The organism is uncultured Oribacterium sp. (assembly GCF_902481605.1).
Taxonomy (GTDB): domain Bacteria; phylum Bacillota; class Clostridia; order Lachnospirales; family Lachnospiraceae; genus Oribacterium; species Oribacterium sinus.
Window position 1 is genome coordinate 1 of sequence record NZ_CABSXI010000015.1, and the last position, 15,959, is coordinate 15,959.

At 48.4% G+C, this 15,959-nt stretch carries 9 protein-coding genes; all 9 read left to right on the forward strand.

What is annotated here, in order from left to right; all coding sequences use genetic code 11:
• Nucleotides 1–47: 47 nt before the first annotated feature.
• The 9 genes from RDQ32_RS04230 to brxL are packed head-to-tail and all read left to right on the forward strand — an operon-like array spanning nucleotide 48 to nucleotide 15,947.
• Nucleotides 48–293: a helix-turn-helix transcriptional regulator gene (locus RDQ32_RS04230; RefSeq protein WP_308579226.1), complete on the forward strand. Its 246-nt coding sequence runs from the start codon at nucleotides 48–50 to the stop codon at nucleotides 291–293.
• Between the two features lie 18 nt (nucleotides 294–311).
• Nucleotides 312–914 (forward strand): DUF1819 family protein, encoded by a 603-nt coding sequence (locus tag RDQ32_RS04235; protein WP_308579227.1) that lies wholly within the window; start codon nucleotides 312–314, stop codon nucleotides 912–914.
• Nucleotides 911–1,492, forward strand: coding sequence for a DUF1788 domain-containing protein (locus RDQ32_RS04240; protein WP_308579228.1), 582 nt, complete (start codon nucleotides 911–913; stop codon nucleotides 1,490–1,492). Before RDQ32_RS04235 ends, RDQ32_RS04240 begins: the two co-directional genes overlap by 4 nt.
• 10 nt (nucleotides 1,493–1,502) lie before the next feature.
• On the forward strand, nucleotides 1,503–5,150 hold the full coding sequence (brxC, locus tag RDQ32_RS04245; protein ID WP_308579229.1) for a BREX system P-loop protein BrxC: 3,648 nt from the start codon (nucleotides 1,503–1,505) through the stop codon (nucleotides 5,148–5,150).
• Nucleotides 5,150–6,181: a hypothetical protein gene (locus tag RDQ32_RS04250; RefSeq protein ID WP_308579230.1), complete on the forward strand. Its 1,032-nt coding sequence runs from the start codon at nucleotides 5,150–5,152 to the stop codon at nucleotides 6,179–6,181. Before brxC ends, RDQ32_RS04250 begins: the two co-directional genes overlap by 1 nt.
• Nucleotides 6,174–9,821 carry a BREX-1 system adenine-specific DNA-methyltransferase PglX gene (gene pglX / locus RDQ32_RS04255; RefSeq protein WP_308579231.1) on the forward strand — a complete coding sequence of 1,216 codons (3,648 nt, stop codon included), beginning with the start codon at nucleotides 6,174–6,176 and terminating at the stop codon, nucleotides 9,819–9,821. The genes RDQ32_RS04250 and pglX overlap by 8 nt, the downstream gene beginning before the upstream one ends.
• Before the next feature lie 12 nt (nucleotides 9,822–9,833).
• On the forward strand, nucleotides 9,834–11,333 hold the full coding sequence (locus RDQ32_RS04260; RefSeq protein WP_308579232.1) for an RNA-binding domain-containing protein: 1,500 nt from the start codon (nucleotides 9,834–9,836) through the stop codon (nucleotides 11,331–11,333).
• Nucleotides 11,334–11,338: 5 nt separating this feature from the next.
• Nucleotides 11,339–13,861, forward strand: a complete 2,523-nt coding sequence (gene pglZ / locus RDQ32_RS04265; RefSeq protein WP_308579233.1) for a BREX-1 system phosphatase PglZ type A — start codon at nucleotides 11,339–11,341, stop codon at nucleotides 13,859–13,861.
• A 25-nt stretch (nucleotides 13,862–13,886) separates the two neighbouring features.
• Entirely contained in the window at nucleotides 13,887–15,947 is a 2,061-nt protein-coding gene (gene brxL / locus RDQ32_RS04270) for a protease Lon-related BREX system protein BrxL (RefSeq protein ID WP_308579234.1), read from the forward strand.
• Nucleotides 15,948–15,959: the final 12 nt, after the last annotated feature.

The window sequence follows — 15,959 nt, forward strand, 5'->3', positions numbered from 1 at the left end:
TTTGGTTTTGTAGCCATTTATGGAGCTCATATTGAGAGGTAAAGGTTATGGCAGTTTCGTACAAGAAGTTATTCAAATTATTGATAGACAAAGATATGAAGAAGAAAGACTTCAAAGCACTTACCGGCATCAGCCAGGGGACTTTGAATAAACTTCAGAATGGAGGAAACGTGATGGTGGACGTGCTGGAGAAGATTTGCCTTAATATGAACTGCAGCATTGATGACATAATGGAAATTTTTCCTGATCCTGAACCGAGTCCGGAAAATGGTACAGCCAGTTCCGTACAATAGAGATGGGGTATTCTTTTGATGGATAGAAGTAAGTACAGTGCGGGCGCTGTAAAACATGGCTTCTGGTTCATGGAATTTCGCAAAGTGATCTCGCTTCGAGCGGAAGGCATGAGCTGGGAAGAAATCAAAAGCCTGAATGAAAATGAAAATATATTTGGAGCACCTACGTCCCTCCGGGCAACACAGATCTTCAATACAGTTTCTGCGCGAGTGAAGAGTCTTGATGACAGTTTTTATGATGTCTTTGCGGGGTGTGATCTTGCGTCGCAAAAGCTTTTTGCTCTTGTGGCGGCGATGGCGTATGACGCATTATTCGGCGCACTTGTTTACGAGATTGTCCGGGAGAAGATGATCATTGGCAGCAATGAGCTTTCCGACAGCGACCTGCGGATCTTCTTCAAAAACAAGCAGGAGCAAGATGAAAACGCTGCCAAGTGGACGGAGGCAACAATCAAAAAAATGATGGTATCGTACAAGTCTATGCTTTATGAGGCCGGTGTCATAAACAAAGCAAAGGATGTCCGGGAAATTTACAAGCCACTTCCCGATCCAGCGATGGAGAGATGGATGCAGGACAACGGCCTTACATATGAACTCAAAGCAATTACGGGGGTGAGATGATGGTAGGATTACAGGAAAGGCTAGATGAGATGGAAGATGCTATCCATAAGCCCAAATTCCGGGAGAGTTCCGGAAGAGCCAATGAGGTGAACTACTGGGTATTCGATTATGATCCGGCCAAGGAGCTTGAGGTTCGTGAGCGAATCGAATACATGAAGAAGAAAAACGCCAAGGGTACGGATGGCTTTGAACTGGTGGTTTTTGATCTCTATGACATGATCATGGATTACCTGGAGAGCAAGGACTTTGTGAATTCCTATATCCGTTATGAGGAGCGCCGCGGATTTGATTATATCGTCCGGGCAGCTTCCACTTCCATGAAGATGAACGAGGATGACAGCATCCTGATCCGGCAGCTCGTGGAGCAGACCCCAGAGAACGCTATCGTATTTTTGACCGGTGTTGGCAAATGCTATCCGCTGCTTAGGTCCCATAAAATTCTGAACAACCTGCATCAGTCGGTGCTCAAAGCTCCGGTGGTGCTGTTCTTCCCCGGAACCTACAACGAGCAGGAACTGATTCTGTTCAACGAGATCAAAGACGACAATTATTACCGGGCATTTAAGCTTGTGAAGTGAGGTAGAGACCATGAGAATTCAAGAGATGTTTAAGAAATCAATCACCCGTGATATCCAGGGTGTTGTGATCGCCGGACAGGGCGAGAAAACCAATATCGCCACCGAGCTTGAAGAGTATGTGGTCACGCCTGAGCTGCAGCGCCACTTTGCAGATTTCTTCTCTGCCTATGCCAAAGGTATCAACGGGAACACTACCAAGATGGGCGTGTGGATCTCCGGTTTCTTTGGAAGCGGTAAATCTCACTTGCTGAAAATCTTATCCTACATCCTGGACAATGAAGTCATCGGTGACAAGCACGCCATCGACTTTTTCATCGACGACAAGAAGATTTCCGATCCGATGGTTCTGGCGGATATGAAGCTGGCCGCCAATACACCCTCCGATGTGATCATCTTCAATATTGACGCCAAGAGCGAATCGGATGGAAAATCCAATAAGGATGCCATCGTGAATGTTTTCCTGAAGGTGTTTAACAACTCCCTGGGCTTTTGCGGCGCGATCCCCTATATCGCCGATCTGGAGCGGAAGCTTACCGAGGACGGAAAGTACGAGGAGTTCAAAGCATCCTACCAGAAAGTCACCGCCCATGACTGGTATGAAGAACGCCACGAATTTCTCTCCAAGCAAGATCGCGTAGTGAATGCTCTGGTTGATATGGGATATATGAGCGAGAAGGCAGCCTGGAACTGGTGTGATGCTGCGATCGGAGATTATCAGATCAGCATTGAAGACTTTGCAAAGCGCGTAAAGGCCTATATTGACAGCATGGGAAACAACCATCATGTTGTCTTCCTCGTGGATGAGATCGGCCAGTACATCGGCGACGATTCTAAGCTGATGTTGAATCTCCAGACCGTGACGGAAGAACTGGGCCGTGAGTGCATGGGCAAGGCATGGGTCATCGTGACCAGCCAGCAGGATATCGACTCCATTACAAAGGTCAAGGGCAACGACTTTTCCAAGATTCAGGGTCGCTTTGATACCCGTCTGTCCCTGTCCTCCGCCAATGTCGATACCGTCATCAAGAAGAGAATTCTGGATAAGAATGAGACCGCAGCGCAGACACTGCGCCTGCTTTACGAGCAGAAATCTACCATCATCAAGAATCTGATCGTGTTCAACGATGGCGTGGAGAAAAAATTATATGCAAACGACCGGGATTTTGCGGAGGTCTATCCCTTCATCCCCTATCAGTTCAACCTCCTTGCCAGCGTGCTGACATCCATCCGCACTCATGGTGCATCCGGAAAGCATCTATCCGAGGGCGAGCGCTCCATGCTGGCACTCTTCAAGGAATCTGCCGAGGCGATCAAAGAGAAAGAAGTCGGCGCGATCGTGCCGTTCCATCGCTTCTATGATGCGCTGGAAAACTTCCTGGATCACAGCCATAAGGGCGTGATCATGAAGGCGTATGATAACAACTATATCAACCCGGATCACAAGGAGAGCGATGTCTTCACCATCAACGTGCTAAAAGCTCTCTTCATGATCAAATACGTGTTGGAGATCGAATCCAACATCGACAACATCGTAAGCCTCATGGTCGAAAATATCGACGATGACCGTATCACCATCAAGGAGAAGGTGGAAGAATCCCTGAAGGTGCTCATGCGTCAGATGCTGGTGCAGAAAAACGGCAGCCTCTATGTTTTCCTGACTGATGAGGAGCAGGAGATTAACCGCGAGATCGACAGCCAGAACGTGGAGATGGCGGAGGTCATCAACAAGGTTTCCGAGATGATTTTCGAGGACATCTTCACCGACAAGAAATACCGCTACCCGACCTTTAACGGAAGGTATTCCTTTGGCTTTAATCAGGCAGTGGATGATCGTCCCTACAAATCCGGGCAGGGTTATGACTTCGGTCTGCGTATCCTGACACCGTGGTATGAGGGAGGAAACGATGACACGACGCTCCGCATGATGTCCGGCCAGGGACGGGAGGTGCTTGTCGTTCTCCCTAACGATGCCGCATTCCTGGATGAGATCCGGCAGTATCTGAAGATCGAAAAATTCCTGCGTCTGAATACATCTACGCAGCTTGCCAAGTACGAGACCATCAAAGAGGCAAAGCGCGTGGAGATGCGCGAACGCAATGCCAACGCGAAGCTGTATCTGACCGAGAGCCTGAAGGAAGCTACCATCTATGTGAACGGCGATACCATCCGTACCTCTGCCAAGGAAGTGACCGGCAGGATCAGCGAATCCATCGGCCGCCTGGTACAGATCGTTTACAACAAACTTTCCTATATTGACGTTGCATGCGGCGAGGCAGAGATCCGGAAAATGTTCCATTCCACTAACCAGCTGACACTGGGATTGGAAGGCACGACGGAGCCCAACACCCATGCGCTGGATGATGTGCTGGCCTTCATCGCTCAGAATACCCATATGCACATGAAGACCTCCATGAAGACGATCAAGGATCGTTTCATGAAAGCTCCCTATGGTTTTGTGGAGGACGATGTGCACTGGCTGGTGGCACGGCTCTTTAAGCGAGGAGACCTTGCCTTTACGGTGAACGGTGCCAGTGTCAACCAGAATAACAAGACTGAAGAAGAGCTGATCAGCTTTATCACAAAGAAAACGTTTGTGGAAAAGCTCCTGATGGAGGAGCGCGTCCGCGTGAATGAGAAGGACAAGAAAGCTGTCCGGGATGTGATGAAGGAAGTCTTCGGAACCTCCGGCGTAGCCGAAGACGAAGACAGCATCATGAAGAATTTCCAGCGGTATGCCCAGAACACCATCAATGAGATTCTTCGTCTGGAACCGCAATATCAGCGCTACGCCTTCCCCGGAAGGAAAGCTCTTGAAACCGGCAAGCGTATCATGCAGTCTGTGCTGCAGATCCAGTCTCCGCTGGAATTCTTCCAGTATGTATCGAAGAACCGGGAAGACTACTACGACTTCGCGGAGGATTACGAACCGGTCAAGGCTTTCTTCAATGGAGAACAGCAGCAGATCTTCAGCCGTGCGCTGGATATGCTGGCAATCTATGATGACTCCAAGACTTACATCGTAGATGAGGAGCTGGAGAAAGTCGTTCATGAAATGCGGCAGATCACCCGGCAGGAAAAACCGTATCAGAATATCCCCAAGCTTCCGGAGCTTTGCAAACGCTTTATGGAAGTGTATATGCAGATCCTCACCCGTGAGGAAAAGCCGGTCATTGATTCCATCGATCAGGCACAGACACGGGTACTGGAAGTCCTGAACACCAAGGAATATGCCGGTGAAAAACGGTCTCGGTACATTGACCTGTTCCGGGAGATCCATGATGGTGCAGAACATTGCAACAACGTCTCCACACTCCGCAGCTTTGCAGATAAGGCCGAGGCTCTGAAAATCCGCCTCCTGAATGAGATGGATACAATGGATCGCCGGATCACCGAACAGAAGGCTGAAGCAGCAAGAAAAGCTGCGGAAGAAGCTGCACGGAAGGCAAAGGAAGAGGGCAAGGCGCTTCCTGACAGAGTGGCCGAACCGGAAGTTACATACCACGTCAAGAAGACAAAGAACGTCACGATCAAGAACATGACACATGCTTCCTCATGGCGTCTGGAGAGTGCGGATGATGTTGAACAGGTGCTCTCGGCCCTGCGGAAATCACTGCTGACGGAGCTGGAGACCAACGACATAGTGAATGTGGAGTTTTAATGAGTAGAGATTATTTTAGACATACAATCAAAGCTTTAGAAGAGCTGAACAGGACAACGACTTATTCTATGCCGATACTCCCTGATGACGATGGATATTTCGATAAGGAGTGTCCAAATGAGGATTGTCTTTCGCAGTTCAAAGTCAATGCGGAGGATTGGGAGAACCTATTCTCTGATGAAGCGGTTTATTGTCCGTTTTGTGGACATACAGCGTCGGCTAATAGTTGGTGGACAACTGAGCAATTAGAGCAGGCGGAAGAACAGGCTACACAGATGATATCTGCAAAATTAGGCCAGGCTTTAAGTCGGGATGCTAAGGACTTTAACCGATCCCAGCCTCGGAAAAGCTTTGTAAGAATGTCCATGAAGTATAAAGGACCGACACACTTCGTGAATCTCCCTGCGGAAGCACTTGAGGAGATGGAACAAAAAATCCAATGTGATAACTGTGGCGCGAGATATGCGGTTGTCTGGTCGGCATTTTATTGCCCTTGCTGCGGACAGAATTCCGCAAAACTCACTTTCAACAATACCATTGATAAAGTCAGAGCAAAAATCAAAAATTTGGATTTGATTAGCCAGACAATTTCACAGTATAGCAAGGACGAAGCTGCAAGAGCATGCTCATCGCTGCTTGAAAGCTCTATTCCCGACCTGGTTGTGGCGTTCCAAAGGGTATGTGAATGCGTCTATCCTCAGTTGGAAAACGCAAAACCTTTGAAGCGGAATGTATTTCAGAGGCTTAATGATGGGTCTGTGTTGTGGAAAGAACTGGTTGGTAATGGTTATGAAGACTGGATAGATGATCATGAGATGCAGGCTTTGAAGGTACTTTTCCAGCAAAGACATTTATTTCAGCACCAAGATGGAATAGTTGATCAGGATTATATTGCAAAAAGCGGAGACACTCATTATCGTATTGGGCAACATATCATCGTTAAGCAAAGCAACGTTCTGAAATATACAGATATTGTCGAAAAAATCGGTAATCGTGTACTTGGATTTTTAGAAGGGGTGGCTCATGAATAAGACTGCCATTAAGAACTTTGCCATCTGGGCAAGGAACAAGCTGATTGCGGATATCAGCTACCGTGCCGGTCTGATGGGCATTACGACAGAGGGCATCCAGAAAGCCCTCCCGCAGTCCACCGGGACGACCGAATTTTACGACATCGGCACGGCGGAACCGTATTCCATTGATGGGGATGCGGTGAAGCAGCGCCGGTCACTGGTGGAGAAAATCCGCAGTAAGGAAAGAGAGTCCAACTACAAAACTGCCTATAAGTACGTGATCGAGGAGGTTGCCTATACCTGGTTCAACCGCCTGATTGCCGTGCGCTTTATGGAGGTCAACGATTATTTGCCATCTCACATCCGAGTGCTGTCCTCCGATTCCGGCAAGATTGAACCGGATCTGGTTACCACACCCTTTGGCGCTGGGCTTTCCTTTTCTGCGGATGAGGAGCAGGAAATCTATCGTCTGAAACAGGAAAGCAAGGTGGAGGAGGTTTTCCGCATCCTCTTTATCAAGCAGTGTAATGCGTTAAATGAGATCCTGCCTGCCCTGTTTGAGAAGACCAGTGATGACTCCGAACTGCTCTTAAATCTCTCCGTGATCGACCACGATGGCGTGGTTTGGCATCTGGTGCACGATATTCCGGAGGAAGATTTCAATATCGAACTGGGCGGTCAGGTGGAGATTATCGGCTGGCTGTATCAGTATTACAATACCGAGCTGAAGAATGAAGCTTTCGCAAAGAATGGCAAGATCACCAAGGAAGAGATCCCGGCGGTAACTCAGCTCTTTACACCAGACTGGATCGTCCGGTACATGGTGGAAAACTCTGTCGGCAGACTCTGGATCGAACACCTGCGAGCACTGGATGAGTCCAAGGACGAGGCAGAGCTGGCAGCCGGTTTTGGCTGGAAGTATTATCTTCCGGAGACAAAGCAGGAACCGGAAGTGGAAGAAAAGCTTCGCCAGCTTCGCCGGGAGCGACTAGAGCTGACCCCGGAACAGATCACCATGATCGATCCCTGTATGGGTTCTGGGCATATATTGGTCTATGGATTTTCCGTTCTGATGCAGATCTACGAGAGTGCCGGCTACGGACAGCGGGACGCTGCCAGAAGCATTCTGGAACACAATCTCTTCGGTCTGGATATTGACGACCGTGCCTCCCAGATGGCCTACTTTGCCGTCATGATGAAGGCGAGGGAATATAACCGGCGTATCTTGAACGATGAGCATACCTGCAAGGTATACTCCATCAAGGAGAGCAACGGCATCACCGATGCTGCTCTGACTGGTATGGGCGGAAACCTGCCCGAGGACGAGCGGAAGACTGCCCTGAAGGAAATCAAAGAACTGATCGCGGAGTTCAAAGATGCTAAAGAATACGGCAGCATTCTCAATATCAAGAAACGGAATTGGGATTTGCTGCGCCGTTTTGCTGTGCCCACTGTTGAGTATGGACAGCTCAGCCTGGATACGACTGGAGTGGAGAATGCTGCACAGAGGCTACAGGAAGTCATTGATGTGGCCGAGGTGATGGCAAACCAATATATGGCGACGACCACGAATCCGCCGTATATGGGGGCAGGTGGTATGGATGCAAAACTATCTGGCTTTATAAAGAAGTATTATCCAGATTCAAAGGCCGATCTGTTTGCAGTATTTATTGAAAAAGGCCTTCGATTTTTGCAGGATAATAGCTACTTAGCAATGATTACGCAGCATACATGGATGTTCATCTCAAGTTTTGAGCGTCTAAGAACTAATATTTCTAATACTGAATGTGTAAATATGGCACATTTAGGAGCTCGGGCATTCGATGAAATTGGCGGAGAAGTAGTTCAAACGACCACTTTTATCAGAAGAAATTCCAGAACGAGAGGTTACAAAGGAACATATATCGATTTAGTTGACTTATATGGAGAATCTGCCAAGCAAAAGGGCTTTCTTTCCAAAAGAAAACGGTACACAGTAACAAATGACTCGATGAAGTTAATTCCTGGTGAGCCAGTAACCTATGCTTTATCTGAGGCAACTATGCAAAGTTTTTTAAACGATACACTATCCAAGATTTCTGATTCTCGTTGTGGAATGAATACCGGGGATAATGATACTTTTGTAAGGGTATGGTTTGAAATTAACAATAATGAATTCTGGCAATCAGCGCATAGTACAGAGGCGTTTCATAATGCTGAAAAAAAGTATGCTATTTATAACAAAGGCGGTTCTTATCGGAAGTGGTATGGAAATCTCGAATATGTGATTAAATTTGACAGGAATAGCTACAATATACTGTTAAATCAAGGGAATCATCTTCCTTCTAGGGACTTTTATTTTCGTGAATGCCTAACTTGGACAGATATGTCAACTCATGGAGTTGCATTCAGATATGAGCCATTTGGCTCGGTTTTTGATGGTTGTGCTGCAACGGCATTTTCGACAACGAAAAACATTTATTACTTGTTAGGACTACTGAATTCGGTTTATGTAAGTGTACTGTCAAGAGTCCTGAATCCAACCCTTCACTTTAAATTGGGAGACTATAACAAAATCCCACTCATTCAGTCTGCTGAAAAAGAAGAGGAAATAGAGCTATTAGTTAAGGAGGATATTGAATTATCGAAATCAGACTGGGATTCCTTTGAAACATCATGGGATTTTCAACGTCATCCTATGATTCCTATCTATGCAGACGATCCTGATTACGCATATAAGGTGGAGGATTTCTACAAAATTTGGGCAAGCAGATGTGAAGCCCGCTTTGACCAGCTCAAATCCAACGAGGAAGAACTCAACCGCATCTTCATTGGCATTTACGGCTTGCACGATAAGCTGACCCCGGAAGTCGAGGACAAGGATGTGACCGTCCGCAAGGCGGATCTTCAGAGGGACATCAAGTCCTTGCTTTCCTACGCCGTGGGCTGCATGTTCGGCCGATATTCTCTGGATACGGAAGGCCTTGCTTATGCCGGCGGCACTTGGGATGCTTCCAGGTACTCCTCTTTCCTGCCGGATGCGGATAACGTGATTCCCATCACGGACGAGGAGTATCTGGAAGACGACATTGTGACCCGCCTGTGTACTTGGCTGAAAGTCGTCTATGGCGAGGCAACGCTGGAACAGAATCTGGACTTCATCGCCGATGCATTGGGAAACAAGGGCAATTCCTCTCGTGAAGTCATCCGGAATTACTTCCTGAATGATTTCTTCAAGGATCATTGCCAGACCTATTCCGTCACCGGCTCCGGCAAGCGTCCAATCTACTGGCTCTTTGACAGCGGCAAGCAGAACGGTTTCAAGGCACTGATCTATCTGCATCGCTACAATGCCGATACGATCGGAAACCTGCGCAATGATTACCTGCACAGGATGCAGCGCATCTATGAGAGCGAGATCAGCCGCATGCAAGATATGATCGACCACAGCACCAATGCCCGTGAGGTCGCCAGTGCGACGAAACGTCGTGAGAAGCTGCAGAAGCAACTGAAGGAATGCCGAGAGTATGATGAGAAGCTGGCGCATCTGGCACTTTCCCGCATCGAGCTGGATCTGGATGACGGCGTGAAGGTCAACTATCGCAAGATTCAGACTGCAAACGACGGCAAATTCTACGAAGTGTTGGCGGATTCCAAGAATATCATGACGAAGAAGTAAGGGGGTGATGGCATGGCAGTTTCCAAAGAATACTTCGGTGAAGGAAAATATGTGGAGTTCAAAGAGGAGATCCCGAAGAAGCATGAGAAGTTTCTGAAGGACATCATTGCCTTCGCCAACACCAGCGGCGGCAAAGTTGTGATAGGCATAGAGGATGAAACAGGTGAGGTGAAAGGATTAGGGGAACAGAATCCGTTCAAACTTTCTGATGCAATCTCCAATATGATCTCTGATGCCTGTACACCCCAGATCTTTACAGATATTACCGCTAAAACACTGGAGGGAAAGACGATTCTTGAAGTAGAAGTATTCCCGGGCACTAACCGGCCGTATTACCTGAAGTCTGCCGGAAAAGAAGCGTCTGCATATGTGCGGATCAATGGAACCAGCCGCCCCTGTGGTGAGTTCATTTTGAAGGAACTGGAGCTGGAAGGTGCGCGGATGTCCTATGATACCCTGTGGGAGATCGGTGATTCCTATGACGAAGAAGCGGTCGAAGCTCTGATGGAAAGCATGTATCAGACTGCGTTGTCAGAATACAGAGGTACCGATGCCCAAAATGCGGTTCATAAGCTTACGACCGAAAAACTGGAGGACTTTGGTATTCTGCTCCGAAAAGAGGGCGAACTTGTTCCTTCCAGAGCCTTTACGCTTCTGACCAAGCCGAGAGAGCGTTATGTCAAAATCCAGTGTGCCCTGTTCAAAGGAACTGAAAAAGTGGATTTTATCGACCGCAAGGAATTCCGTGGACCGGTACAGGAACAGATCGAGCAGGCACATCAGTTTGTGCTGCGTCACACAAATAAGGGTGCCATCATAGAGGGACTTTACCGGCAGGATGTCTATGAGCTTCCGGTCAGTTCTATCCGTGAGATCATCACAAATGCGGTTTTGCACCGCAGCTATGTAGATCCTGCAAATATTCAGGTTTCTATCTACGATGACAGAGTCGAGATCGATTCTCCGGGTATGCTGTGTGCTGGTTTAAGTGTGGCGGATGCGCTCTCCGGGAAATCTAAATGTCGGAATAAGGCATTGGCCGAGGCATTTCAGTATATGAATCTGATTGAAGGCTGGGGAACCGGGGTGCCCAGATTATATAAAGCTTGTGCAGAAATGGGGCTGCCGGAACCGAAATTTTCTGAGTTCGGCGATGGGATCAAGGTGACGATTTATAAGGCCATTAATGCCAATCATGAAGCCAATCCATCCAATACTGGCTTAGAAACTGACAGTAAGGCAGGCGAAAAGACTGACACTAGCAGAAAAACTGGCACAGAAACCAACACAGAAACCAACACAGAAACCAACACAGAAACCAACACAGAACAAAAGGTTATTACTCTGATTAAGCATAATCCATCGATTACGATAAAAGAGATGGCTTTGCAATGCGGAATGTCTGTCAGTGGTATCCGCTATGTGATAGATGCATTGCGTAAGCGCGGAAAGCTGAGCCGTGAAGGGGCACAAAAGCGCGGCAAATGGATCGTTGTCGATTCTGGAGATTGAATGTTATGGCTGAATTAAACCTAAAACAAATTATAGACCGGCTGAAAGCTGAGTTTACGGGCGATACCCGTAAGCTGGTCTTCTGGTATGACGATAAAGCCGAGTTTGAGGAAGATATCGCTGGTGTGGAACTGGAAAATGCGAAGGTATATATTTTGAAGCCGCATAATCAGTTCCAGACCAAGCGCTTTCTGGAGCGAGAAGATACCACCACAAATTACCTGATCTATGCGCCGTTTCCAAAGCCGGATGTGAGTGAAAACCACCTGGAGGACACTATGCTGTACTCCAAGCGGTTTTTTGCCGACCGTACCTCCCTCCTGTCCGTGGATTTGGGCATTGAAGAGAAATATAAGCCGATCATCGAGAAACACATCAAGTTCTTTGCCAATAAAGAGCGCACCCAGCGCTTCTATGATCTGGAAATTGAGAACTTTAACGAGGAGAACATCCTTGTCGGCCTTCTCAGCGCTATCTGTAAGACACGTACCTGCTCTTTTGAAGAGGTGCTGCGGGTTATGATCACGGACGGTGAGCTGGAAGATAATAAGTTCCTTGCCGAGATCGAGAAGTACGACCTGCTGGATTCCTTCTGGAAGCTTTGCGAGCAGCAGTTTGGCTATACGGATGTGAAGCCGACACTGGAAAAGCTCATGGTCACCATGTTTGTGACAGCAACCGCGCGACAGTTGGGATGTGATGTTCCACAGAGCTGGAAGAGCTTTGGTTCGTATAAGTCCGGCAACATCATCGCTTTCCTGAATAATCTGATGAACAGCGTTCTGTATGGAGACCGCTTTGATGCGCTCTCCAAGCATGTATCCGATGGCTTGAATGTGATGGCAGCCTTTTCCTCCATACAGCCGGAAGCACTTGTGGATGTGGATGCGTTTATCGCAGCTGATCAGATACTCGTAAAGTGGATTGTTGAGCGTCTTTCCGCTGAAGATACCGGTGCAAAGCTGGACAGGCTTTCTATTCCGGAAATCTGCGAGAAGCGGAGCAAGATGCATTTTGTCAAACGGACAGAAAAAACATACAGCCTGCTTCACAGTGCCTATGACCTGATTGCTGCTGCGAACTATTCCTGCCCGGATGGCTTTAAGAATATTATCAGCCAGTATCTGAAGGAAGACTATAAGATCGATCAGGAATATCGGAAATTCTATAGCAGTTTTGACGCCTTGGAGGACACCGGCGCGTTTGAAGGGCTACGTACCCTGGTGGAGAACATCTACACCAACGAGTTCCTGGCGACCATTATGCCCAAATGGAATGAGGGCATTCAGGAAGAACAGGCTTTGCAGGAGATCCCCCTTCAGCGGAATTTCTATAGCGGAAATCTTCGTAATACCAAAGAACGTACGGTGGTTATTATCTCCGATGCCATGCGTTATGAGGTGGGGCAGGAATTGTACCGCCGTATGAGCGATGACCCGAAATGCACGGCGAAGCTGGAAGCGCAGCTCTCCGTGCTGCCGTCCTATACAAGGTTGGGGATGGCGGCGCTTCTGCCGCACCGAACTCTCACTATGGAGGACGATTTCCGTGTGCTGGCAGATGGTGTGCTCTGCAATGACCTGGCCGGTCGCCAGACGGTTCTGCAAGCACATCAGAAGGACAGCTGCTGCGTGCAGTTTGATGATATCAAAGGTCTGAAGAAAAACGATCTGCGGGACATCTTCACCGGGAAGCAGGTCGTGTATGTGTATCATAATCAGATCGATGCCCGTGGAGACAAGGCCAATACCGAGGATGAGGTGTTTGTCGCCTGTGAAGAGGCAATCACGGAGATCATGGATCTGATTCGAAAGCTCACTGGAAACGCCAATACCACGCACTTTATCGTCACTTCTGACCATGGCTTTATATACAAGCGCGACAAGCTTTCCGAAAGCGACAAGATCGGCGGGATCAATGACAAGAAGGCGTTCGTCAACCGCCGGTTCATCGTGGCACAGGAGCCTGTGGTCGATGAAGGTGTTCATAACATGTCCATGGGGCGGATCCTCGGAAACGATGATCAGAAGATGGTCTCCTTCCCCGTTAACAGCAATGTATTCAAGGTGGCCGGGGGCGGACAGAACTTTGTCCATGGTGGTTCCTCCCCGCAGGAAATGCTGGTTCCCGTTCTGACCATCCGGATGGAAAAGGGACATATGGAGACCCGTCCCGCGCAGATCGCATTGGTGAGTATCGTGCAGAAAATCACGAACCTGATTACCACCATGGATTTCATCCAGTCGGATGCGGTCAGCGATACGGTCAAGAAGACAACCTATAAGATGTACTTTATCTCGGAGGATAATGAGAAAATTTCCAATGAGAACACCTACATCGCAGACAGCCGTGATGCCGATCCGCAGAAACGAATCTTCCGGATGCGGTTCACATTCAAGAATAAGAAATACGACAAGAACAAGCAGTATCACCTTGTCGTTTACGATGATGCGACAGGCATCGAGGCATTCCGTCACCCTGTGATCATGGATCTGGCGTTTGCCGATGATTTTGGCTTCAGCATCTGATAGAAGGAAAGGCCGGTAAGGGAATATGTCAGAATTTTCGATTACGGATGACAGACGAGAGGTTATCAAGAGTAAGCTACGCCAGAACTTCGATGGGAAGATCGTCCGCAAGGATTTAACAAAAAAGATCAAAGAAGGCGCGAATGTACCAGTCTATGTGCTGGAGTTCCTTCTCGGTCAGTATTGCAGTTCAGATGATCCGGAGGTGATCGAGCAGGGCGTGGATAACGTCAAGCGGATTCTGGCAGACAATTTCGTGCGTCCGGATGAAGCACAGAAAATCCTCTCCCTGCTGCGCCAGTGCGGCAGCCATACTGTGATCGACATGATCACGGTCAATCTGGATATTAAGCACGACTGCTATCTTGCTACCTTTTCAAACCTTGGATTAACGGGCATCCCCATTGATGAGGACTATCCGACCAAATACGACCGCTTGCTCTGCGGCGGAATCTGGTGCATCGTGCAGCTGGATTATGAGTTTGTCGAGGAAGAACGCAATAGGACGCCGATTCACATCCGCAAGCTGACGCCGATCCAGATGCCCCATGTGGACATCGATGAATTAAAGTCAGGGCGCAAAGCGTTTAGCAAAGATGAATGGATTGACGTGTTGCTGCGCTCCATCGGCATGGAGCCAGATGAACTGGAATACCGGGAAAAGTGGCTTCTTCTCACCCGTATGTTGCCGCTGATTGAAAACAACTTTAACTTCTGTGAACTTGGACCCCGCAGCACAGGTAAGTCTCACCTGTATAAGGAGATTTCGCCGAACAGCATATTGGTGTCTGGCGGACAGACGACCGTTGCCAATCTGTTCTACAACATGGGCAGAAAGACCGTTGGTCTGGTAGGACTTTGGGATTGCGTTGCCTTTGATGAGGTTGCCGGTATCCGCTTTAAAGATAAAGACGGCGTGCAAATCATGAAGGATTATATGGCATCCGGCTCCTTTGCCCGTGGCAAAGAGGAGAAGGCGGCATCTGCTTCTATGGTTTTTGTGGGCAATATCAACCAGAGTGTGGATGTGCTTTTGAAGACAACCAGCCTGTTTGACCCGTTTCCACCTGAAATGGGTACAGATACGGCTTTCCTTGATCGTATGCACTGCTACCTACCAGGCTGGGAGATTCCGAAATTCCGGCCGGAGCATTTCACGGACGATTATGGCTTTATTACGGATTACCTGGCTGAGTTTATCCGTGAACTGCGGAAAGAACAATACGGAGATTCGCTGGATAAGTATTTCCGTCTTGGTAAGAACCTGAACCAGCGCGACACCATTGCTGTTCGCAGGATGGTGGATGGATATCTAAAGCTGCTCTATCCGGACGGTCAGTTCGGCAAAGAAGAAGTGGAAGAAGTCCTGACGCTTGCGCTGGAGATGCGCCGCCGCGTCAAGGAGCAGCTGAAAAAGCTGGGTGGTATGGAATTCTATGATGTGAATTTCTCCTACATCGACAATGAAAGCTTTGAAGAGCATTATGTCAGTGTTCCGGAGCAAGGTGGCGGCAAACTGATCCCGGAAGGCATGTGCAATCCCGGTCAGGTGTATACGGTTTCTCGCGGCAAGTCTGGCATGATTGGTGTATTCCGCCTGGAGAGCCAGATGCTCCCCGGTAACGGAAAGTTTGACAGAACTGGTCTCGGCTCCGACAGAGAATGCAGGGAAGCTTCCAATACTGCCTTCAGCTATCTGAAAGCGAATGGAAACAGGATCAGCGGAGCCATCAGCACGACCACGAAAGACTACATCGTAAATTATCAGGATCTGCAGGGCATCGGTATGACTGGAAAGCTGGCACTGCCTACTCTTATCGTCCTGAGTTCCATCGCCCTTGGAAAGCCGACTGTAAGCAGTCTGGCGGTATTAGGTGAGATCAGCATCAGCGGCACGATAATTAAGGTAGATGAGCTTGCAAATGCACTGCAGGTTTGCCTAGATTCCGGCGCGAAGAAGGTATTGCTACCGATAACGTCTGCAGGTGATCTTGGGACAGTGCCGGCGGAGCTGGTGGGATGCTTTAACCTGATTTTCTATAGCAACGCCGAAGATGCAGTGTATAAAGCACTGGGAGTGGAGTAAAGGAGGAACTGT